Origin of the sequence: Streptococcus mitis, from assembly GCF_002096735.1 — a bacterium.
Taxonomy (GTDB): domain Bacteria; phylum Bacillota; class Bacilli; order Lactobacillales; family Streptococcaceae; genus Streptococcus; species Streptococcus mitis_CZ.
On the sequence record NZ_NCVC01000011.1, the window covers coordinates 74952 to 95872 of the forward strand.

Annotated in this window: 23 protein-coding genes and 2 riboswitches; of the genes, 21 read left to right on the plus strand and 2 right to left on the minus strand. The window is 40.1% G+C overall.

Annotated features, from left to right (window positions below; genetic code table 11):
- Positions 1–64 precede the first annotated feature (64 nt).
- The 7 genes from B7703_RS01640 (at position 65) to pyrE (ending at position 8107) form a co-directional block, all read left to right on the plus strand.
- A complete protein-coding gene (locus tag B7703_RS01640; protein ID WP_084923393.1) occupies positions 65–2086 on the plus strand; it encodes a bacteriocin-associated integral membrane family protein in 2022 nt (673 codons plus the stop codon).
- Between the two features lies 1 nt (position 2087).
- Complete coding sequence (locus B7703_RS01645; protein WP_000571283.1) at positions 2088–2729, plus strand: ABC transporter ATP-binding protein; 642 nt, start codon at positions 2088–2090, stop codon at positions 2727–2729.
- Positions 2730–2832: 103 nt separating this feature from the next.
- Complete coding sequence (gene murD / locus B7703_RS01650; protein WP_084923394.1) at positions 2833–4185, plus strand: UDP-N-acetylmuramoyl-L-alanine--D-glutamate ligase; 1353 nt, start codon at positions 2833–2835, stop codon at positions 4183–4185.
- A gap of 1 nt (position 4186) precedes the next feature.
- Complete coding sequence (locus tag B7703_RS01655) at positions 4187–5245, plus strand: UDP-N-acetylglucosamine--N-acetylmuramyl-(pentapeptide) pyrophosphoryl-undecaprenol N-acetylglucosamine transferase (RefSeq protein ID WP_084923395.1); 1059 nt, start codon at positions 4187–4189, stop codon at positions 5243–5245.
- A 9-nt stretch (positions 5246–5254) separates the two neighbouring features.
- On the plus strand, positions 5255–6508 hold the full coding sequence (locus tag B7703_RS01660) for a cell division protein FtsQ/DivIB (RefSeq protein WP_084923396.1): 1254 nt from the start codon (positions 5255–5257) through the stop codon (positions 6506–6508).
- A 232-nt stretch (positions 6509–6740) separates the two neighbouring features.
- On the plus strand, positions 6741–7442 hold the full coding sequence (gene pyrF, locus B7703_RS01665; RefSeq protein ID WP_084923398.1) for an orotidine-5'-phosphate decarboxylase: 702 nt from the start codon (positions 6741–6743) through the stop codon (positions 7440–7442).
- A 32-nt stretch (positions 7443–7474) separates the two neighbouring features.
- A complete protein-coding gene (pyrE, locus tag B7703_RS01670; protein WP_084923400.1) occupies positions 7475–8107 on the plus strand; it encodes an orotate phosphoribosyltransferase in 633 nt (210 codons plus the stop codon).
- Positions 8108–8157: 50 nt separating this feature from the next.
- Here pyrE and B7703_RS01675 read toward each other — a convergent pair whose 3' ends face one another.
- On the minus strand, positions 8158–8781 hold the full coding sequence (locus B7703_RS01675; protein ID WP_000483067.1) for a cysteine hydrolase family protein: 624 nt from the start codon (positions 8779–8781) through the stop codon (positions 8158–8160).
- A 254-nt stretch (positions 8782–9035) separates the two neighbouring features.
- Here B7703_RS01675 and B7703_RS01680 point away from each other — a divergent pair, with 254 nt between their 5' ends.
- The 14 genes from B7703_RS01680 to thiE (B7703_RS01750) all read left to right on the plus strand — a co-directional run bounded on the left by B7703_RS01680 (position 9036) and on the right by thiE (B7703_RS01750) (position 20083).
- Positions 9036–9596, plus strand: coding sequence for a TetR/AcrR family transcriptional regulator (locus B7703_RS01680; protein ID WP_000111607.1), 561 nt, complete (start codon positions 9036–9038; stop codon positions 9594–9596).
- Between the two features lie 173 nt (positions 9597–9769).
- Positions 9770–10084 (plus strand): hypothetical protein, encoded by a 315-nt coding sequence (locus B7703_RS10140; protein WP_084923402.1) that lies wholly within the window; start codon positions 9770–9772, stop codon positions 10082–10084.
- Positions 10085–10104: 20 nt separating this feature from the next.
- Positions 10105–10410: a hypothetical protein gene (locus B7703_RS10145; protein WP_165442212.1), complete on the plus strand. Its 306-nt coding sequence runs from the start codon at positions 10105–10107 to the stop codon at positions 10408–10410.
- A 160-nt stretch (positions 10411–10570) separates the two neighbouring features.
- Positions 10571–11707 (plus strand): L-lactate oxidase, encoded by a 1137-nt coding sequence (lctO, locus tag B7703_RS01695; RefSeq protein ID WP_000120723.1) that lies wholly within the window; start codon positions 10571–10573, stop codon positions 11705–11707.
- Between the two features lie 148 nt (positions 11708–11855).
- Positions 11856–11944, plus strand: a riboswitch (TPP riboswitch).
- Between the two features lie 215 nt (positions 11945–12159).
- A complete protein-coding gene (locus tag B7703_RS01700; protein WP_084923404.1) occupies positions 12160–12828 on the plus strand; it encodes a TenA family protein in 669 nt (222 codons plus the stop codon).
- 128 nt (positions 12829–12956) lie between these two features.
- Positions 12957–13739, plus strand: coding sequence for a hydroxyethylthiazole kinase (gene thiM, locus B7703_RS01705; RefSeq protein WP_020901937.1), 783 nt, complete (start codon positions 12957–12959; stop codon positions 13737–13739).
- A 1-nt stretch (position 13740) separates the two neighbouring features.
- Positions 13741–14370, plus strand: a complete 630-nt coding sequence (gene thiE, locus B7703_RS01710; protein ID WP_084923405.1) for a thiamine phosphate synthase — start codon at positions 13741–13743, stop codon at positions 14368–14370.
- A gap of 209 nt (positions 14371–14579) precedes the next feature.
- Positions 14580–14668, plus strand: a riboswitch (TPP riboswitch).
- Between the two features lie 156 nt (positions 14669–14824).
- Entirely contained in the window at positions 14825–15385 is a 561-nt protein-coding gene (locus B7703_RS01720; RefSeq protein ID WP_045607222.1) for an ECF transporter S component, read from the plus strand.
- On the plus strand, positions 15386–16771 hold the full coding sequence (locus B7703_RS01725) for an ATP-binding cassette domain-containing protein (RefSeq protein ID WP_084923407.1): 1386 nt from the start codon (positions 15386–15388) through the stop codon (positions 16769–16771).
- Position 16772: 1 nt separating this feature from the next.
- Positions 16773–17423, plus strand: a complete 651-nt coding sequence (locus B7703_RS01730) for an energy-coupling factor transporter transmembrane component T (protein WP_000241384.1) — start codon at positions 16773–16775, stop codon at positions 17421–17423.
- Positions 17424–17433: 10 nt separating this feature from the next.
- The gene (gene tenA / locus B7703_RS01735; RefSeq protein WP_004256208.1) at positions 17434–18126 is read left to right on the plus strand and encodes a thiaminase II; all 693 of its coding nucleotides are present in this window, start codon (positions 17434–17436) and stop codon (positions 18124–18126) included.
- 4 nt (positions 18127–18130) lie between these two features.
- Complete coding sequence (gene thiW / locus B7703_RS01740; protein ID WP_084923408.1) at positions 18131–18655, plus strand: energy coupling factor transporter S component ThiW; 525 nt, start codon at positions 18131–18133, stop codon at positions 18653–18655.
- Positions 18655–19458, plus strand: coding sequence for a hydroxyethylthiazole kinase (gene thiM / locus B7703_RS01745; RefSeq protein WP_001155204.1), 804 nt, complete (start codon positions 18655–18657; stop codon positions 19456–19458). The genes thiW and thiM (B7703_RS01745) overlap by 1 nt, the downstream gene beginning before the upstream one ends.
- Complete coding sequence (gene thiE / locus B7703_RS01750; protein WP_001078196.1) at positions 19451–20083, plus strand: thiamine phosphate synthase; 633 nt, start codon at positions 19451–19453, stop codon at positions 20081–20083. The genes thiM (B7703_RS01745) and thiE (B7703_RS01750) overlap by 8 nt, the downstream gene beginning before the upstream one ends.
- 46 nt (positions 20084–20129) lie before the next feature.
- Here thiE (B7703_RS01750) and thiD read toward each other — a convergent pair whose 3' ends face one another.
- A complete protein-coding gene (gene thiD, locus B7703_RS01755) occupies positions 20130–20921 on the minus strand; it encodes a bifunctional hydroxymethylpyrimidine kinase/phosphomethylpyrimidine kinase (RefSeq protein WP_000221725.1) in 792 nt (263 codons plus the stop codon).

The following is a 20921-nucleotide window of genomic DNA, read 5'->3' on the forward strand; positions in this document are numbered from 1 at the left end:
AAGAGATTTTCGAAGAGTATAAATCTTTTTCTATAGGGTTATTCTCTTATACAAGGAGTCTACTATGAAGAAACTATTCATATTATTGTCAACTTTTTTTCTCAGCTTCTTCTTTGCTTGGATTATTGTCTTACGTGCGCCACAATATTTATATGCAAGCTATGATTCCGTTTCTTTACTTCGTGTCAAAAAAGATACTCAGGAACCGTCGCGTGAGGTATTTGAAAAGGAATTAGAGAAGTTTGTAAACTCAGAACAGAGTTTAATAGCTAGAAGAATTGTAGAGCCGAGTAAGGATGGGACAACTCACTTTACTTATGCAACTTATGGTCAGGGAACATTACCAAAAGAATTCCAAGAAGCTAGCCAAGAAAGTCGTGAACGTAGTGATCCGCTAAATAGTTATCTCCTTTTGTCAGGCTCCTTGACGAAAGAAAAGCTTGCCGATAAATTAGGAGATTTGGGTTATAAAGCAATTCCTGACCGAAAGACACCGCCCTATTCTCTTGCTTTTAGAATGCTACTAATTCCCCTTATTTTAATTAGTTTAGCAATATTTGGTTTATCTTTCTTTGCTCTAGTGATTATCACTCGGATTAAGGAAATGAGAGCTGCAGGTATAAAACTCTTTTCTGGTCAGACTCTCTTATCCATCATGGGGCATTCTTTATCTACTGATATCAAATGGCTCCTTCTATCAGCCCTCCTTTCCTTCCTAGGTGGGGGAGTCGTTCTTTTTAGTCAAGGTTTGTTTTATCCTGTCTTGTTAGCCACCTATGGTTTTGGGATTAGTTTCTATCTGTTGTTTTTATTGGGTATTTCAATTTTACTAATGCTCCTTTATCTAATGAGTTTGAGTTACAAAGCATTAGTTCCCGTTATTAAGGGGAGATTACCCCTTAAACGCTTGATGGCTTTAACCCTATTGTGTCAGTTAGTAGCTGTTTTTACAGTAGGCTACGCTGTTAAGACAGGTTTGACGTCTTACCAACGATTGAAAGAACTTGAAATTTCAAAACAAGCATGGCAGGATAGAGCAGACTATTACCAGATTTTCTTTGGCTTAGGTGATAGAGTAAAAGATACAGAAAATCAGAATAAGTGGTATGCCTTTGCCAAGGAAGCAATCGAAGAAGAACAGGCTCTATTTGTAAAAGATAATCTCATTCATTTTGCAAATCCTCAAGGAAAAAATGAACAGGGAGAGACACTGGATACCTATAGTCCAGATGCTAATGTTCTCTATGTCAGTCCAAGTTATTTGGACAAGGAAAATGTATCTGTAAATGGTGAGACTAGACAGAAACTAGCCCATCTTCAAAAAGGGGAATTTGGACTCTTATTACCAGAATCTCTTCGTTCACAGGAAGCAGAACTTAAGAAAGCTTTTGAAGAAAGATTGAGTGATTATGGAAAATCTGGTGAGGAGGCAAGTGCTCCTTTAGAGTATGAAATGAGAGCGATTGTTAGTTATCTTCCAACTGGAGAAAAGCGGTTTGTTTATAATAACGGTGAGAATCCCGTATCCACTCAGTATTTGACTGATCCGATTTTAGTTGTATTTACTCCAACATCTATGGGTGATAGTATCATTTCCAAATCTAGTTGGTCTATCAATGCTGGTAAGAATATCTTTGTCAAAGGATATGAAGATGGGATTAAACTCTTGAAAAATGCAGGAATTTATGAGCAAGTATCCTATCTTAAAGAAGGAAGAAGTGTTTATCTAACTCGTTATAATGAAGTTCAAACTGAAACAGCAACTTTAATCCTAGGAGCTATTGTGGGGATAGCTAGTTCCTTGTTACTCTTTTATTCTGTCAATCTTCTATATTTCGAGCAATTCCGTCGAGATATCTTGATTAAACGAATTTCAGGTTTACGATTTTTTGAAACACATGCTCAGTATATGGTTAGTCAATTTGCCAGTTTTGTATTTGGTGCTAGTCTCTTTATTTTAAGCAGTCGAGACTTGGTGATTGGCTTGCTCACTTTATTAGTCTTTCTAGCTAGTGCAGTTTTGACGCTTTACCGTCAAGCGCAGAAAGAATCTCGTGTTTCTATGACAATTATGAAAGGAAAATAGAATGATTGAACTAAAGAATATATCTAAAAAATTTGGAAGCCGTCAGCTATTTTCAGATACGAATCTTCATTTTGAAGGTGGGAAAATTTATGCCTTAATCGGTACAAGTGGCTGTGGTAAGACAACACTCTTGAATATGATTGGACGATTAGAGCCATATGACAAAGGGCAAATCATCTATGATGGCACTTCTCTTAAGGACATCAAGCCTTCTGTTTTCTTTAGAGATTACTTGGGATACTTATTTCAAGATTTTGGCTTAATTGAAAGTCAAACTGTTAAAGAGAATCTCAATCTGGGTTTAGTTGGTAAAAAGTTGAAAGAAAAAGAGAAAATCTCTTTGATGAAACAAGCTCTAAACCGTGTTAACCTCTCTTATTTAGATTTAAAGCAACCTATCTTTGAATTATCAGGAGGAGAAGCACAACGTGTTGCACTAGCGAAGATAATTTTAAAGGATCCACCTTTGATCCTCGCAGATGAACCAACAGCTTCCTTAGACCCCAAAAATTCTGAGGAATTACTTTCTATCCTAGAATCTTTGAAAAATCCGAATCGAACTATTATTATTGCGACCCACAATCCTCTTATTTGGGAACAAGTGGACCAAGTTATTCGAGTTACCGATTTATCACATAGATGATAAGGTAAAATTCAGTTAGAAGAAAGAGTCACAAACACACTTTGTGGCTTTTTTATTTCCATAAAAATGGTAAAATAGTAAGAGTAGAAATGGAGTTCGAGACATGAAAGTAATAGATCAATTTAAAAATAAGAAAGTCCTTGTTTTAGGTTTGGCCAAGTCTGGTGAATCTGCAGCTCGTTTGTTGGATAAACTAGGTGCTATTGTGACAGTAAATGACGGGAAACCATTCGAGGACAATCCAGCTGCGCAAAGTTTGTTGGAAGAAGGGATCAAGGTTATCACAGGTGGTCATCCTTTGGAACTCTTGGATGAAGACTTTGCTCTCATGGTGAAAAATCCAGGTATACCTTACAGCAATCCCATGATTGAAAAGGCTTTGGCCAAGGGAATTCCAGTCTTGACTGAGGTGGAATTGGCTTACTTGATTTCAGAAGCGCCAATTATCGGTATCACAGGTTCGAACGGTAAAACAACCACAACGACCATGATTGGGGAAGTTTTGACTGCTGCTGGCCAACATGGTCTCTTATCAGGAAATATCGGCTATCCAGCCAGTCAAGTGGCTCAAACTGCGACAGATAAGGACACGCTTGTCATGGAACTTTCTTCTTTCCAACTCATGGGCGTTCAAGAATTCCATCCAGAGATTGCGGTTATTACCAACCTCATGCCAACTCATATCGATTATCATGGTTCTTTTGAGGAATATGTAGCATCCAAGTGGAATATCCAGAACAAGATGACAGCGGATGATTTCCTTGTCTTGAACTTTAACCAAGACTTGGCAAAAGAATTGGCAAGAAAAACACAAGCTACCGTTGTACCATTTTCAACACTTGAAAAGGTTGATGGAGCTTATCTGGAAGATGGTCAACTCTACTTCCGTGGGGAAGTTGTCATGGCAGCGAATGAAATCGGAGTTCCAGGAAGCCACAATGTGGAAAATGCGCTTGCGACTATTGCTGTAGCCAAGCTTCGTGGTGTTGATAACCAAAGCATCAAAGAAACTCTTTCAGCCTTTGGTGGTGTCAAACACCGTCTCCAATTTGTGGATGAAATCAAGGGTGTCAAATTCTATAATGATAGTAAATCAACCAATATCTTGGCAACTCAAAAAGCCTTGTCAGGATTTGACAACAGCAAGGTCATTTTGATTGCAGGTGGTTTGGACCGTGGCAATGAGTTTGACGAATTGGTACCAGACATTACTGGACTTAAGAAGATGGTCATCCTAGGTCAGTCTGCAGAACGTGTCAAACGGGCAGCAGACAAGGCTGGTGTGGCATATGTGGATGCGACTGACATTGCAGATGCGGCCCGCAAAGCCTATGAACTTGCGACTCAAGGAGATGTAGTCCTTCTCAGTCCTGCTAATGCTAGCTGGGATATGTATGCTAACTTTGAAGTACGTGGCGACCTATTTATCGACACAGTAGCGGAGTTAAAGGAATAATATGAAAAAAATTGTCTTTACAGGTGGGGGGACGGTTGGACACGTGACCCTCAACCTTTTGTTGATGCCCAAGTTCATCGAAGATGGCTGGGAAGTCCACTATATCGGGGACAAGCGTGGTATCGAACACCAAGAAATCCTCAAGTCGGGTCTAGATGTCACCTTCCATTCCATTGCGACTGGAAAATTGCGTCGTTATTTCTCTTGGCAAAATATGCTGGACGTCTTTAAAGTTGGCTGGGGAATTGTCCAATCTCTCTTTATTATGTTGCGACTTCGTCCACAAGCACTTTTTTCAAAGGGAGGCTTTGTCTCTGTGCCACCTGTTATCGCAGCACGTGTTTCAGGAGTGCCTGTCTTTATTCACGAATCTGACCTATCTATGGGCTTGGCCAATAAAATTGCTTATAAATTTGCGACTAAGATGTATTCAACCTTTGAGCAAGATTCAAGTTTGTCTAAGGTCGAGCATGTGGGAGCAGTGACCAAGGTTTCAGACCAAAAAAGTCCAGAACCAGATGAATTGGTAGATATTCAAACCCACTTTAATCCCAAATTGCCAACTGTATTGTTTGTCGGTGGTTCTGCAGGTGCTCGTGTCTTTAACCAATTGGTGACAGACCATAAGAAAGAGCTGACAGAGCGCTACAATATTATCAATCTAACTGGAGATTCTAGCCTGAACGAGTTGAGCCAAAATCTCTTTCGTGTTGACTATGTGACCAATCTCTATCAACCCTTGATGGAATTGGCTGATATTGTTGTGACACGTGGTGGTGCCAATACGATTTTTGAGCTCTTGGCCATGGTAAAATTACATGTCATTGTGCCACTTGGTCGGGAAGCTAGTCGTGGTGACCAGATTGAAAATGCAGCTTACTTTGTAAAAAAAGGCTATGCAGAAGAGCTTCAAGAAAGTGATTTGACCTTGGACAGTCTAGAAGAGAAGCTTTCTCACTTACTAAGTCACAAGGAAGACTACCAGACTAACATGAAGGCATCTAAGGAATTGAAATCTCTAGCAGATTTTTATCAATTGTTGAAAAAAGATTTATCATAAGGAAAGTAAATGTCAAAAGATAAGAAAAATGAGGGCAAAGAAATCCTCGAAGAATTTAAAGAGTTATCAGAATGGCAGAAACGAAACCAAGAATACCTAAAAAAGAAGGCTGAGGAAGAGGCGGCCCTAGCTGAGGAGAAGGAAAAGGAAAGACAGGCTCGAATGGCTTCAAAATCTGAAAAGTCAGATGCAACCGAGGACCAAGAGAGTGAATCTGATCCAAAAGACTCAAAATCAGCTAAGGATGATACTGAAGAAAAAGTAGAAGAGTCAGAAGACGTCAAAAAAGAAGTATCTAAAGAAGAACAAAAGTCTAAAAAGACAGAGAAAGAGGATAAACGGGATAAAAAGGCAGATAAAAAGCCTGTAAAGGAAAAACCGGTCAAACCGAAAATTCCAGGAGTTCATATCTGGCGGGCTATCTCGATTTTGTTTCTCAGTTTGATTTTATTGGTCGTCTCTGCCTACTTGCTCAGTCCTTATGCGACCATGAAGGATATTCGTGTTGAGGGAACAGTGCAAACTACAGATGATGATGTTCTACAGGCTTCAGGCATTCAGGATTCGGATTATACGATTCACCTTCTGCTAGATAAGACAAAATATGAAGAGCAGATTAAGTCTAATTATTGGGTTGAATCAGCTCAACTTGTTTATCAATTTCCAACCAAGTTTACAATCAAGGTCAAGGAATATGATATTGTGGCCTACTATGTTTCTGGAGAAAGTCATTATCCAATCCTTTCAAGCGGTCAGCTTGAGACCAGTTCGGTGAGTTTGGTGAGTCTGCCAGAAACTTATTTATCAGTTCTCTTTAATGACAGCGAACAAGTCAAGACCTTTACCTCAGAACTTTCTCAAATTAGTCCAGAACTCAAGGCGGCTATTCAGAAGGTGGAACTAGCCCCAAGCAAGGTGACATCAGATCTAATTCGATTGACCATGAATGATTCGGACGAAGTCTTGGTTCCTCTTTCTGAAATGAGTAAGAAATTGCCTTACTATAGTAAGATTAAGCCACAATTGTCAGAACCGAGTGTGGTCGACATGGAAGCTGGAATTTACAGTTACACTGTGGCGGATAAATTAATTATGGAGGCTGAGGAAAAAGCCAAACAAGAGGCCAAGGAAGCTGAGAAGAAACAGAAAGAGGAAGAGAAGAAAAGGCTGGAAGAACAGCAGAATAAATTGGAAGAAGAGAAGAAAAAATTGGAGGAAGAGAGCAATCGAAACCAAACAAGTCAGCGTTCATCGCGTCGCTAGGTTTAGCTTTTCTCCTATAACTCTTTAGTGAACATGTTTTTACTTGACAAGTGTTAGTAGAAATAATAGAATAGTAAAAAACCTTTAAAGCAGTCCAGAGAGGCAGCTAAGGTTAGACGGTGAAAGGGTGGAGACTACCCATTTTTCGTGGAACCTTGCTGTTGGCAGGTTCCTTTTTTCGTGTCTTCTTGTGGCCAGACTCTCTCACTAGCAAAGGTAGAAGGAGAAACCTATGCGAGAACATCGTCCAGTCATTGCTCTTGATTTTCCTAGTTTTGAGGCGGTCAAGGAATTTTTAGCTCATTTCCCAGCAGAAGAAAGCCTTTATCTCAAGGTAGGGATGGAGCTCTATTACGCAGCGGGTCCTGAGATTGTATCCTACTTAAAAGATCTGGGACACAGTGTCTTTTTGGATCTCAAGCTGCATGACATTCCTAATACAGTCAAGTCAGCCATGAAGGTCCTATCTCAGCTTGGTGTGGATATGACAAATGTTCATGCGGCTGGCGGCGTAGAGATGATGAAGGCTGCGCGTGAAGGTCTTGGAAGTCAAGCCAAATTGATCGCTGTAACGCAGCTGACCTCAACATCAGAAGCTCAGATGCAGGATTTTCAAAATATTCAAACCAGTCTGCAAGAGTCTGTGATTCACTATGCCAAGAAGACAGCTGAAGCTGGCTTGGATGGTGTCGTTTGCTCGGCTCAGGAAGTACAACTCATCAAGCAGGCCACCAATCCAGATTTTATCTGTCTGACACCGGGGATTCGCCCTGCAGGTGCTGCAGTAGGAGATCAAAAACGCGTCATGACGCCAGCGGATGCTTATCAAATCGGTAGTGACTATATCGTAGTGGGACGTCCCATTACCCAAGCTGAAGATCCTGTTGCAGCTTATCATGCCATCAAGGATGAATGGACACAGGACTGGAATTAAAAAATAGATTATAAAAATAAAAGGAGAAGACCATGACACTTGCTAAAGATATCGCTAGCCACCTCTTGAAAATTCAAGCAGTTTACCTCAAACCAGAGGAGCCTTTCACTTGGGCATCTGGTATCAAGTCACCGATTTACACAGATAACCGTGTGACACTTGCCTATCCAGAAACTCGTAGCTTGATTGAAAATGGTTTTGTGGATGCTATCAAAGAAGCCTTTCCAGAGGTTGAAGTGATTGCAGGAACTGCAACAGCAGGAATTCCTCACGGAGCTATCATTGCTGATAAGATGAACTTACCATTTGCCTATATCCGTAGCAAACCAAAAGACCACGGAGCTGGTAACCAAATAGAAGGTCGGGTAAATCAAGGTCAAAAAATGGTAGTGGTTGAAGACCTTATTTCAACAGGAGGTTCTGTTCTTGAAGCCGTAGCCGCAGCTAAGCGAGAAGGAGCAGATGTACTTGGAGTTGTAGCGATTTTCAGCTACCAATTGCCAAAAGCAGATAAGAACTTCTCAGACGCAGGTGTCAAACTTGTGACGCTTTCTAACTACAGTGAACTCATCCACCTAGCCCAAGAAGAAGGTTACATCACGCCAGAAGGCTTGGACCTCTTAAAACGCTTTAAAGAAGACCAAGAAAATTGGCAAAATGCTTAAAACATAGAAAATCAGGTAGTCGCTAGGATTACCTGATTTTGTTTTTAATACTAAAGTTGAGCGATAACTTCCTCAGTTGTCAAAACTTGGTTGGCAATGTAGCCGTAGTTTGTTAGTGCAGCTTGGTAGGCTTCTTCACCTGGAGCACCGACAGCATCGTTAACAACAATGACATTGTAGCCTAATTCTATGAGTTCACGCATGTGTGAATCCACGCAGAGATTAGCATTCATACCAGCCAAGATGACGGTGTCGATACCATTTTTGCGGAGTTGAAGGTTAAGGTCGTTGCTTTCTGGGCCAAAGATTTTATGTCCGTTGACAACAATAGTATCTTCATCCAAAAATGGTTTAATCTCTTCAATCATATCTGCTCCAGAGCCTTCTGGAATTGCTGAATACTGGCTATCACGCCAAAACATTTCGTTTTCAATCATCATCGTTTCACCAGCAGCTTTAAATTGCCACTTGTGATCGTGTGGATAGAAGTAGTGCGGTGAGATAAAACGCTTGTAGCCACGCTCTTTAGCAAGAGCGAAAAGCTTTGTCAGATTTTCAATAGTATTAACTTTTTCAAGAACATCTTTAGTTGCTCCGAATCCTTTACCAGTAGATTTTAAGAATTCAACTTGCGGGTCTGTGATAACAAATGCGACATTTTTCTGATTGAACATGAGGTTCCTCCTAATATGATTTGATTAACAGCCAATAGGAATTTAGACTGTTAGTTTGATGATTTTCCAAATGGTAGTTTTAGTTACATACTGACCGTTCGGTACAATTATAATAACATCTAAAATTGAATTTGTAAATTAATTTGCTCAGAACAAAAAATTTTAATGATAAAACAGTGGCAAAAGGAGGTGGTTTCAATTGTTTGGTCTCAGACTCTGAATCTGCTATAATAGGAAAAAAGAGAGGTGAGTAGATGAGCGTTAAAGAGCGTATTTTACAAAGTGCTGAGGAATTGATTTATCAGAAGGGTTATGTGGCCACCTCCATCAGTGACATCATGGAGGCAGCTGATGTTGGCAAGGGACAGCTTTATTATTATTTCAAATCTAAGAAGGAAATTGGTTTGACGGTCATTCAAGATATTTTAGCAAATTGGCGAAAAGAGCTTTTTGAAGATATTTTTGAAGCAGACAAGTCTGACAGTGACAAGTTTTCGGATATGATTGACTGGGTTTGTCAATTTCATGAAAGTCAGACGGTCTTTTATGGTTGCCCAATTGGTAATCTGATTGTGGAATTGTCCACAGAAGATGAGAACTTCCGCTGTCCTCTCAATGATTTTATGACCCAATGGACAGAGAAGTTAGCCAGCCTCTTGCAAGACCTGCATGCTGACTGGTCAGAAGAGCGGGCGCAGTTGCAGGCCCGTCAAGTCATCTCCAGTATTCAAGGCAGCATTGTCATTCTCAAAGTCAGCCAAGACATCCAAGTTTTAGAAAATAATATGACGGATTTGAAAAAGAATTATTGTTAATTTTTAGCCGAAGAATTAAAAGTATGTTAATTTATGGATTGTGGTTAAGAGGTAAGAATGACAACAGATATTAAAACTGAAATTGGTCATAGAGTAAGACAGGAACGTGAACGTCACAAATTGATGAGAGAAGAGGTCTGTGGACAGAAGCTGACTTAATAATCAAACAGCTGATGCGTACTGAGCTTGGGCAATCCTTGCCAACAATTACTAAGTTACAATATTTATCTAAGCGATTAGAAGTTCCGATAGATACTTTTCTTGAAAATAAAGAACTAGCTCTCTCTGAGGAAGAGTTGCTGAGTCTAGACTTGATTGAAAGAATATTAGACTTGATAAGAACAGGGACAGGTAGTTTCGCTGAAGATATTTTTGATGATTATTTTAAGCAAGTAACACTAAAGCAAGTTTACACATTCAATGATTTACTATTAATTGATTATTTTGCTATGCAATGTCAAGACTTGATTTATAGAAGAGAGCATTAGATGATTTTCGGATTAAGTTGTTGAAACAGCAATTAGTTAGTGATGAAATGTATAATGTAGAGCTACTATCAGTTCTTTGTGCCATAGCGGTTGTTTATGTTGTTCATAATGACTATAAACATATGATATCTCTAGTAAAAAAGATGAATGAAATTTTATCAGTAACAACGTTGCAAGTCTATAAACCTGGAATTTCAGTATTTGAAGCTAAGTGCTATCTTTATTTTGAAAATGATAAAAATAAAGCAAAGGAACTTTATCACTCAGCAACTATACTAGCTGAACAATTTGATGATAAAGTATTAGAAAATGAAAAGATTATTTGAATTTCCATAACTTAAGAAAGTTCATCATTTTTAATTATCGCTGTAAAATGATTGAAAGTATGAAATTTCCAAACAAAATATTTGAAAAATTTTGAAAAAAGAGTTAGAATATTTTTTGTAATATACAAAGTAAACGCTTACTTATCAAGGAGGGCATTTTATGTCATACAAAACAAGCAATGCAGAAGGTCATGTAGACTTCATCAATACCTATGATTTGGAGCCAATGGCGCAACAAGTCATTCCTAAAGCAGCATTTGGCTATATCGCTAGTGGGGCGGAAGATACTTTCACTTTACGTGAGAATATCCGTGCCTTTAACCACAAGCTCATTGTTCCGCATACGCTTTGCAATGTAGAAAATCCAAGTACAGAGATTGAATTTGCAGGTGAAAAATTGTCTTCACCAATCATTATGGCGCCTGTTGCAGCTCATAAATTGGCAAATGAACAAGGTGAAGTGGCGACTGCGCGTGGTGTGCATGAGTTTGGTTCTCTTTACACAACTAGCTCTTACTCTACTGTAGATCTTCCAGAAATTACGGAAGCCCTTCAAGGGACACCTCATTGGTTCCAATTTTACTTTAGTAAAGATGACGGGATTAACCGCCACATCATGGACCGTGTGAAGGCTGAAGGTTATAAAGCGATTGTCTTGACGGCAGATGCTACTGTAGGGGGCAATCGTGAGGTGGACAAGCGTAATGGTTTTGTCTTCCCAGTTGGCATGCCGATTGTTGAAGAATATCTGCCAGAAGGTGCTGGAAAATCAATGGACTTTGTTTACAAATCAGCTAAACAACGCTTGTCTCCACGTGATGTAGAATTTATCGCTGAATATTCAGGATTACCAGTTTACGTTAAAGGACCACAATGCCGTGAGGACGTTGAACGTTCGCTTGCTGCAGGTGCCTCTGGTATCTGGGTAACCAACCACGGTGGTCGCCAAATCGACGGTGGACCAGCTGCCTTTGACTCACTTCAAGAAGTAGCAGAAGCAGTTGATAAACGCGTACCAATCGTCTTTGACTCAGGTATTCGTCGTGGTCAACACGTCTTTAAAGCCTTGGCTTCAGGAGCAGACTTGGTAGCTATTGGTCGCCCGGTTATCTATGGCTTGGCTCTCGGCGGTAGTGTTGGTGTGCGTCAAGTCTTTGAACACTTGAATGCGGAATTGAAGACAGTTATGCAATTGTCTGGAACTCAGACTATTGAAGATGTTAAACACTTTAAACTTCGTCATAACCCATACAACCCAACCTTCCCAGTTGACCCACGCGACTTAAAATTGTATTGATAAAAGAGATTACCTCCACTTGATGTGGAGGTTTTTCTTCGTCTATAGGAAGAATAAATCACCATTGAAATCTATACAAATATATTTTCTAATCAAATATCTTGCTAGGGCTTTCATTTTTTGCTATACTGGTGCAGTAATTAAATAATAAAGACATTTGGGGTGCTTTAGGCTGAGATGATACCCATTGAACCTGATACAGTTAAGACTGGCGAAGGGAAATGTGAACAGTTTTTTTCGTATGGCGAAATGAACGATCTAATCTTGTAAGTCAACTCTAATTCTTGATTGTAATTGGAGTTTTTTTGTTTATATAAGCTGGATGAAGGTGATACAAAGTATTTAGGTAGCTCTTCTTGAACGCCCTTGATTTTCTTTAAAAAGGTCAAGTAAAACTAGAATTTTCTTGATGTTTTGTTGATTACGAACGAGTAAAGAGAGGAAAAGTAAATATGGAAACACAAGACTATGCATTTGAGCCAGGTTTGATTGTTGGAGAATTATTAAAAAGCAGTCAGAAGGATTGGCAGGCTGCAATTAATCATCGTTTTGTTAAGGAACTTTTTGCGGGGACAATTGAGAATAAGGTCTTAAAGGATTATCTGATTCAAGATTATCACTTCTTTGATGCCTTCTTATCCATGCTGGGTGCTTGCGTAGCCCACGCAGACCAGCTTGAATCCAAGCTTCGTTTTGCCAAGCAACTAGGCTTTCTTGAAGCAGACGAAGATGGTTATTTCCAAAAGGCTTTCAAAGAGTTAAAAGTATCTGAGAATGACTATCTAGAAGTAAACTTGCACCCTGTAACAAAAGCCTTTCAGGAGCTTATGTATTCTGCTGTGTCATCATCAGATTATGCTCATCTTTTGGTCATGTTGGTCATTGCAGAAGGTCTCTATTTAGACTGGGGTTCTATAGATTTGGCTCTACCTGAAGCCTATATTCATTCGGAATGGATCAATCTCCACAGAGGTCCTTTCTTTGCAGAGTGGGTTCAATTTCTGGTTGACGAACTCAATCGTGTCGGAAAAGGTCGAGAAGATTTGACAGAACTTCAGCAACGCTGGAATCAAGCGGTCGCTTTAGAATTAGACTTTTTTGATATTGGTTATGACGCCTAGAGAAGGTTTAGGATATTTACAAATTTGATGAGGTAAATCATTCAATGTAAATAAAAAAATTTCTTAACGAAAGATAGAGATAAATCGAAATCAGTAGATCGTATAAAGTGAAAAGGAAGGATTTCAATATGACAAGTTTAAAATTATTAAAAGAAAAAGCACCTTTGGTCATTTGCATCACCAATGATGTAGTAAAAAATTTCACAGCAAATGGATTAGTAGCACTGGGTGCATCACCAGCTATGAGTGAGTTTCCTGCAGATTTAGAGGATTTGTTAAAGTATGCTGGAGGTTTATTAATAAACATAGGAACATTGACAGATGAAAATTGGAAATTATACCAAGCTGCTCTGAAAATTGCAGAGAAATATAATGTCCCAGCTGTTTTAGATCCTGTAGCCTGTGGAGCAGGAGAATATAGAAAAAAAGTAGCAGATGATCTAATCAACAATTATAAACTAGCAGCGATTAGAGGAAATGCTGGCGAGATTGCTTCTTTAGTAGGAATAAATGTGGCTTCTAAAGGAGTAGATAGTGTAGGCGTAGATAATATTGACGAAATTGCTCTAGCAGCAAATGAGAAGTTCAATATTCCTATAATAGTAACAGGTGAAGTGGATGCCATTGCTGTTAATGGAGAAGTGGTAACGATTCATAATGGTAGTGCCATGATGCCAAAAGTTATTGGGACAGGATGCTTATTAGGTGCTGTAGTAGCAAGCTTTATCGGACTAGAAAAAGGTCAAGAATTGAAATCATTAGAAACAGCAATGTTGGTTTACAATATCGCTGGAGAAATGGCAGAAAAACGTCCCAATGGACATCTTCCTGGAACATTTAAAGTTGAATTTATAAATGCCTTATATGAGATTACAGATGAAGATGTAAAGGAATTCAAAAGAGTGAAGTAAGATGTTTCATAAAGAATTACTAAAACTATATTTTATTTGTGGAACGACTACTTGCCAAGGTAAAGATCTATATAAGGTCGTTGAGGAAGCCTTAAAAGGTGGTATAACCTTATTTCAATTCCGTGAAAAAGGTGAGGGAGCCTTAGAAGGTAAAGAAAAAGTCGAATTAGCAATTAAACTACAGGATCTTTGTAAAAAATACAATGTTCCGTTTATTGTTAATGATGATATTGATTTGGCAATGGAAATTGACGCTGATGGCGTACATGTAGGACAAGATGATCTTGGAGTTGATGAAATTAGAAAATTGATGCCAGATAAAATAATTGGTCTTTCTATAAAAAACGAGGAAGAATTTCAACAATCAAAAGTTGAATATGTAGATTATGTTGGTGTTGGTCCTGTATTTGATACCCAGTCAAAGGATGATGCTGGTGGCGCTATAGGTTATGAAGGTCTTAAATTGATGAGAAAACTATTGCCACAAATACCCTTAGTTGCAATTGGTGGGATACAGACGCAACATATTAAAGACATTATGAAGACGAATATGGATGGTGTTTCAATCATTTCAGCAATATCGTATGCAAAAAATATAGAAAAAACTGTTCGAGAAATGAGTGAACAATAGGTATCGATCCTTGGATTCTAAGTAAGTGGAAGTTTTCCTTTTCTAAAAAGATATGTCCAGATTCAGTTCAAATAGCTAATCCATCAAATATGTTATTTATTTTTTGCAAAAGAAAGATCTGCTGTATTTGTGAGTGCAAGGCTGTATTTCCAGTTCAATTTCTTGAACTGGAAAAAATCGTTTGTTATAATATTTATATAATTAAATAATAAAGACATTTGGGGTGCTTTAGGCTGAGATGATACCCATTGAACCTGATACAGTTAAGACTGGCGAAGGGAAATGTGAAATGGTTTTGTATTTATAGAAACTAACCATCTAATCTTGTAAGCTGAACTCTAATTTCTATCTGTAATTAGAGTTTTTTCTTTTACGAAACTGGATGAAGATGATACAAAGCATTTAGGTAGCTCACCTTGAATGCCCCACTTTTCTTTAAAAAAGGAGTTTTTTTATGTTGAAAAAATGGCAATTAAAAGATGTTATCTTACTTGCTTTCTTGTCTATCTTTTTTGGTGGCGTTTTTGTGGGTTCAGGTTATCTGTTTGATATCCTCACTCTGATTTTAGCCCCTCTTGGCTTGCAGGCCTTTGCCAATGAAATCCTCTTTGGTCTCTGGTGTATGGCTGCGCCCATTGCGGCCATCTTTGTTCCAAGAGTGGGAAGTGCAACGATTGGAGAAGTGCTAGCTGCGCTTGCTGAAGTCCTTTATGGTAGCCAATTCGGTCTAGGTGCCCTTTTGTCTGGCTTGGTTCAAGGTTTGGGAAGTGAACTTGGTTTTATCGTAACCAAGAATCGCTATGAAAGTTGGCTCTCTCTAACTGCCAATAGTATTGGGATTACGCTTGTTAGCTTTGTCTATGAATACATTAAGTTAGGTTACTACGCCTTTTCAGTGCCTTTTGTACTTTCCTTGCTAGTGGTACGCTTTATTTCTGTCTTTTTCTTCTGTACTATCTTGGTTCGTGCCATTGTCAAACTCTATCATCAGTTTGCAGCTGGAGGAAAGGCATAGATGGGGCTGGAACTACGAGCGATTCAGTCCCCAATTTTTTCAGAACCGATTGATTTTACTTTTCATGCGCAAGCCTTTACCTTGTTAGTTGGGAGCAGTGGTTCAGGAAAATCGAGTCTCTTTCAAATGATTGCCCAAGTCAGTTCTCTTCCCTATAGCGGTCAAGTCCTGATAAATGGGAGCGAGGTCAGTCAGCTTTCTATCGTCGAACGTGTCCAGACGGTTGGTATTCTCTTTCAAAATCCCAATCATCAATTTACCATGGAGAACTTGTTTGAGGAGCTGATTTTTACCTTGGAAAATATTGGGCATCCCGTTCAGGAAATTGATTCTAAAATAGCAGAGGTTGTCCAGCAATGTCGCTGCAAGGCGATTTTGCACCGTCCAATTCATCACTTATCAGGTGGGGAAAAGCAAAAGGCTGCTTTGGCTGTTCTCTTTGCTATGAATCCTAGGGTCTATCTCTTGGATGAGCCCTTCGCTTCCATTGATCGCAAGAGTAGGATAGAGATATTGGAGATTCTAAAAGAGTTGGTTTCTGATGGGAAGACAGTTATTTTGTGCGACCATGATTTATCTGATTATGAAGCCTATATCGACCATATGGTGGAGCTAAGAGATGGACAACTAAGGGAAGTGTTTCAAATCCCTACCTCTGAGATGACACAGGTTGCTTCAAAGGAGGTTGCTTCTAGCCCGGAACTGTTCCATATGGATCGAACGATTTGTGAGCTGGATAAGCGTCCCCTCTTTTCGATTGTGAATTTTACATTCTACCAAGGAATTTCCTGTATCTTGGGTGATAATGGTGTCGGGAAATCAACCCTCTTTCGGTCTATTCTTCAATTTCAAAAGTATAAGGGGCGCATTACTTGGAAGAGTTCGGTCTTGAAAAAGAAAAAGAGTTTGTATCGTGACCTGACGGGTGTTGTTCAGGAAGCTGAGAAACAGTTTATCCGAGTCAGTCTGCGAGAAGAGCTTCAATTAGACAGTCCAGACTCTGAAAGAAATCAGCGGATTCTCCAAGCTTTACAATATTTTGATCTGGAGCAGGCACTTGATAAGAGTCCCTATGAATTAAGTGGTGGCCAGCAAAAGATTCTTCAGCTCTTGACCATCTTGACCAGCAAGGCGTCTGTGATTTTGCTAGATGAACCTTTTGCAGGTTTGGATGATAGAGCCTGCCATTATTTTTGCAAGTGGATTGTGGAGGAGAGAAATCAGGGAAGAAGTTTTCTGATCATTAGCCATCGTTTAGATCCCTTGATCTCTGTGGTTGATTATTGGATTGAGATGACTAGTCAGGGTCTCAGTCATGTGAAAAAAGTGACAATTACCAAACCACTCACATCTCAGAGTAGCAATACTCAAGGGGAGGTGAGATAGTATGGTCAAAGTAGCAACCCAGACACCGATTATCAGTCTCTTCTTGCTGATTTTATCCTTGGAAACATCTTTCATTCCTTCGATTGCTCTTAATCTCTCGGTAGTCGCATTTTGCATTCTCTTTATGCTCTATTACCGGCGATTTAAAGTATTGGCTTGGATGATTCTGCTCGCCATTTTGCCATCCTTGGCCAACTACTGGGCAGTTCAGTTACATGGGGATGCTTCGCAGGCAGTCATGCTTGGAACGAGGGCCTTTGTGACCGTTTGTATTGGTCTTGTCTTTGTTTCCTCTATTTCCCTAAAAGAGCTTCTCTTGTACTTGGCTCAAAAGGGGTTATCACGCTCTTGGGCCTATGCCTTGATTGTGGTATTCAATTCCTTCCCCCTTATCCAGCAAGAAATCAAGTCCCTCAAGGAAGCTTGCTTATTACGCGGTCAAGAACTACATTTTTGGTCGCCCTTGATTTACAGCAAGGTTCTGATGACAGTCTTTAGGTGGCGCCATCTTTACCTGAGAGCCCTATCGGCGCATGGATATGACGAACATGCACAGGCGGAGAATCGCTATCGGACTTTTTATATTCCTCAAAGGACACTATTCATCTACCTGCTTTTCTTTTTATTGCTTCAAACCAGTCTATTTTTATAAAGGAGTTATTATGGAATTTACAGATATTGCGATGGAATTATCCAAGGAAGCTTGGCAGACTTCCTTTCATCACCCCTTTGTTTTACAGTTGCAAGAGGGAAATTTAGACCTGTCCATCTTTCGCTATTACTTGATTCAGGATGCCTACTATTTGAAGGCCTTCTCAGAAGCCTATCACCTCTTGGCTGATAAGACTTTGAATGAGGAAATGAGAAGACTCTTGAAACAAAATGCTCAGAGTCTAGTGGAAGGTGAGTTATTTATCCGCCAACAATTTTTCAAGGAATTAGAAATCAGCGACCAGGAAATGGAGCAACATCCAATCGCTCCAACTTGTTATCATTATATCTCTCACATTTATCGGCAATTTGCAGAGCCAAACTTGGGTATTGCCTTTGCGAGCTTGCTGCCTTGTCCTTGGCTATATCATGATATAGGCAAATCACTTAATCTTAAACCATCACCAAATCCTCTCTACCAACAATGGATTGAAACTTATATTACGGATGAGTTGGAGCAACAGATTAGAGAGGAAGAGGCTCTGGTCAATCAACTCTATCGAGAAAGTGACGAGACAGACAAGAAAAAAATGCTAGATGCCTTCCACATCAGTGTTCATATGGAAGCTAAGTTTTGGGAAATGGCCTACCAACATCAGACATGGAAAAGCGATTTACAGTCTTTAGAAACAGGAGAAGAATAGAAATATGAGAAAGCACCAATTACAGGTTCACAAATTAACCATTTTATCCATGATGATTGCCCTTGATGTAGTCCTTACGCCTATCTTTCGGATTGAGGGAATGGCACCGATGTCCAGTGTAGTCAATATTCTAGCTGGAATCATGATGGGACCTGTTTATGCCTTGGCTATGGCTACAGTGACAGCCTTTATCCGTATGACGACTCAAGGGATTCCGCCTTTAGCTCTCACAGGAGCGACTTTTGGAGCCCTTCTAGCAGGTCTCTTTTATAAGTATGGTAGAAAATTTTACTTTTCTGCTCTCGGAGAGATTTTGGGAACAGGTATTATTGGTTCCATTGTTTCCTATCCTGTCATGGTTCTCTTTACAGGATCTGCGGCCAAGCTTAGCTGGTTTATCTACACTCCTAGATTTTTTGGAGCAACCTTGATTGGTACAGCCATAGCTTTTCTTGCCTTTCGATTTTTAATCAAGCAGGAATTCTTTAAAAAAGTGCAGGGATATTTCTTTGGAGAAAGGATAGACTGATGCAGGAATTTACAAATCCCTTTCCTCTAACCTCCAGCTCCTTAATTCACTGCATCACCAATGAGATTTCCTGTGAGATGCTGGCCAATGGAATTTTGGCTCTGGGATCTAAACCTGTCATGGCAGATGATCCCCGTGAGGTTCTTGATTTTACCAAACAAAGCCAAGCTCTCTTTATCAATCTGGGGCATTTGTCAGCTGAGAAGGAGAAAGCAATCCGCATGGCAGCTACTTATGCAGCTCAAGCTGGCCTCCCAATGGTAGTAGATGCGGTTGGCGTAGCAGCTTCATCCATTCGTAAGGACCTAGTCACAGATCTTTTAGAATACAATCCCACGGTCCTTAAAGGAAATATGTCGGAAATCCGAAGTCTTGTTGGTTTAAAACACCACGGAGTTGGGGTCGATGCGAGTGCTAAAGATCAAGAAACTGAGGATTTGCTCCAAGTCTTGAAAGACTGGTGTCAGCTTTATCCTGGTATGTCATTTTTAGTCACTGGCCCCAAGGACCTCATCGTTTCAGAAAATCAAGTTGCTGTATTGAGGAATGGCTGTGCAGAATTGGACTGGATAACAGGGACAGGAGACCTGGTTGGAGCCTTGACAACCGTTTTTCTCAGCCAAGGAAAGACTGCCTTTGAAGCTTCCTGCCTAGCAGTTTCTTATCTCAATATCGCTGCTGAGAGAATTCTTGTTCAAGGAATGGGATTGGAAGGTTTTCGTTACCAAGTTCTCAATCAACTCTCTCTCCTAAAAAGAGATGAAAACTGGCTAAAAGCCATCAAAGGAGACTTTTATGAATAGAGAAGCATTTAGACTGTATCTAGTAACCAATCGCTACCAAGATTCCTTGGAAAGCTTTCTTGAAAAAGTTGAGACGGCCTGCCGTTCAGGTGTTACCATCATTCAATTACGAGAAAAAAATCTCACCACCAACCAATACTATCAGCTGGCAAAACAAGTCAAGGAAATAACAGACGCCTATCAGGTGCCCTTGATTATCGATGATCGGTTGGATATCTGTCTTGCAGTCGATGCTGCAGGTTTGCATATTGGCGACGATGAACTACCAGTTTCGGTTGCCCGCCAAGTATTGGGTCCTGAAAAAATCCTCGGTGTCACTGCTAAAACAGTAAAAAGAGCTCTTGAAGCAGAAACATCGGGTGCAGATTACTTGGGGACAGGAGCTATTTTCCCGACAACTACCAAAGAAAATGCACCTATCACCTTGATTTCAACCTTGAAAACCATTTGCCAAATGGTCGCCATTCCAGTAGTTGCTATTGGAGGCTTGACGTCAGAGAATATTGACCAACTTGCTGCAACTGGCATAGCTGGAGTAGCCGTTGTTCGTGATTTGATGCAGGCAGAAGATATAGAGGCAAAAACGCAAGCATTTTTAACAAAGCTGGATGACATGATTTCCTAATCAAAAACTCTCTAATTCCCTTAAAGTGGGAACTAGAGAGTTTTTCTTAATCTTTAAAACTTGTATGGTTGACTGGGCCAGAACCATGACCGAGTTGAGGGGCGTCTTGGATGGCTTTTGTGATAAAGGCCTTGGCCTTATCGACTGCCTGATAAAGGGTCTTCCCCTTGGCTAGTTCAGCCGTAATCACTGCAGCAAAAGTACATCCAGTACCATGGGTGTGACAGGTTTGAATTCGTGGACTTTCCCAGACAAATTGTTCCTCCTTGGTAAAGAGGAAATCCTTGGCACCACCTTCAAGATGACCACCTTTGATAACTACAGACTGAGGGCCAAATTCTTTTAAAATCAGGCGACCAGCACGTTGCATGTCTTCTGGATCATGGATTGAAAAACCAACAATCTCTTCTGCCTCAGGAAGATTGGGGGTGATGATGGTAGCAAGGGGAAGCAAGTTTGTTTTTAGGTAGCTTCTCGCACTAGTATCTATCAGGGTGTCCCCACTTGTAGCGACCATAACAGGGTCCAGCACATAGGGACAATCCAGCTTTTTAAGGTAGGGTTGGATGATCTCCATGATTTCAGTAGTTGCCAACATCCCAGTTTTTACAGCCTGAGGCTTGATATCCGAAAAGACACTTTCCAATTGAGCTTCCAGCATTTGGTTGGAGACGTGCTCGATTAATTGAACGCCTCTTGTATTTTGAGCGACAAGACTGGTCACAACTGCCATTCCATAGACATCTCTAGCTTGGAACGACTTTAAGTCAGCCATAATGCCAGCACCGCCACTGGGGTCTGTCCCAGCAATGGTCAGAGCAACGGGTAAATAAGTCAT

Excerpts from the sequence above, each read along its gene's own strand:
- thiM (WP_001155204.1), top strand. The coding sequence starts at position 18,655 with ATGCAGGAATTTACAAATCCCTTTCCTCTAACCTCCAGCTCCTTAATT.
- lctO (WP_000120723.1), top strand. The coding sequence starts at position 10,571 with ATGTCATACAAAACAAGCAATGCAGAAGGTCATGTAGACTTCATCAAT.
- B7703_RS01725 (WP_084923407.1), top strand. The coding sequence starts at position 15,386 with ATGGGGCTGGAACTACGAGCGATTCAGTCCCCAATTTTTTCAGAACCG.
- thiE (WP_001078196.1), top strand. The coding sequence starts at position 19,451 with ATGAATAGAGAAGCATTTAGACTGTATCTAGTAACCAATCGCTACCAA.
- B7703_RS01730 (WP_000241384.1), top strand. The coding sequence starts at position 16,773 with ATGGTCAAAGTAGCAACCCAGACACCGATTATCAGTCTCTTCTTGCTG.
- pyrE (WP_084923400.1), top strand. The coding sequence starts at position 7,475 with ATGACACTTGCTAAAGATATCGCTAGCCACCTCTTGAAAATTCAAGCA.
- thiM (WP_020901937.1), top strand. The coding sequence starts at position 12,957 with ATGACAAGTTTAAAATTATTAAAAGAAAAAGCACCTTTGGTCATTTGC.
- B7703_RS01720 (WP_045607222.1), top strand. The coding sequence starts at position 14,825 with ATGTTGAAAAAATGGCAATTAAAAGATGTTATCTTACTTGCTTTCTTG.
- thiW (WP_084923408.1), top strand. The coding sequence starts at position 18,131 with ATGAGAAAGCACCAATTACAGGTTCACAAATTAACCATTTTATCCATG.
- B7703_RS01655 (WP_084923395.1), top strand. The coding sequence starts at position 4,187 with ATGAAAAAAATTGTCTTTACAGGTGGGGGGACGGTTGGACACGTGACC.
- B7703_RS01640 (WP_084923393.1), top strand. The coding sequence starts at position 65 with ATGAAGAAACTATTCATATTATTGTCAACTTTTTTTCTCAGCTTCTTC.
- thiE (WP_084923405.1), top strand. The coding sequence starts at position 13,741 with ATGTTTCATAAAGAATTACTAAAACTATATTTTATTTGTGGAACGACT.
- tenA (WP_004256208.1), top strand. The coding sequence starts at position 17,434 with ATGGAATTTACAGATATTGCGATGGAATTATCCAAGGAAGCTTGGCAG.
- B7703_RS10140 (WP_084923402.1), top strand. The coding sequence starts at position 9,770 with ATGCGTACTGAGCTTGGGCAATCCTTGCCAACAATTACTAAGTTACAA.
- B7703_RS01675 (WP_000483067.1), bottom strand. The coding sequence starts at position 8,781 with ATGTTCAATCAGAAAAATGTCGCATTTGTTATCACAGACCCGCAAGTT.
- thiD (WP_000221725.1), bottom strand. The coding sequence starts at position 20,921 with ATGACTTATTTACCCGTTGCTCTGACCATTGCTGGGACAGACCCCAGT.
- pyrF (WP_084923398.1), top strand. The coding sequence starts at position 6,741 with ATGCGAGAACATCGTCCAGTCATTGCTCTTGATTTTCCTAGTTTTGAG.
- B7703_RS01645 (WP_000571283.1), top strand. The coding sequence starts at position 2,088 with ATGATTGAACTAAAGAATATATCTAAAAAATTTGGAAGCCGTCAGCTA.
- B7703_RS01680 (WP_000111607.1), top strand. The coding sequence starts at position 9,036 with ATGAGCGTTAAAGAGCGTATTTTACAAAGTGCTGAGGAATTGATTTAT.
- B7703_RS01700 (WP_084923404.1), top strand. The coding sequence starts at position 12,160 with ATGGAAACACAAGACTATGCATTTGAGCCAGGTTTGATTGTTGGAGAA.
- B7703_RS01660 (WP_084923396.1), top strand. The coding sequence starts at position 5,255 with ATGTCAAAAGATAAGAAAAATGAGGGCAAAGAAATCCTCGAAGAATTT.
- murD (WP_084923394.1), top strand. The coding sequence starts at position 2,833 with ATGAAAGTAATAGATCAATTTAAAAATAAGAAAGTCCTTGTTTTAGGT.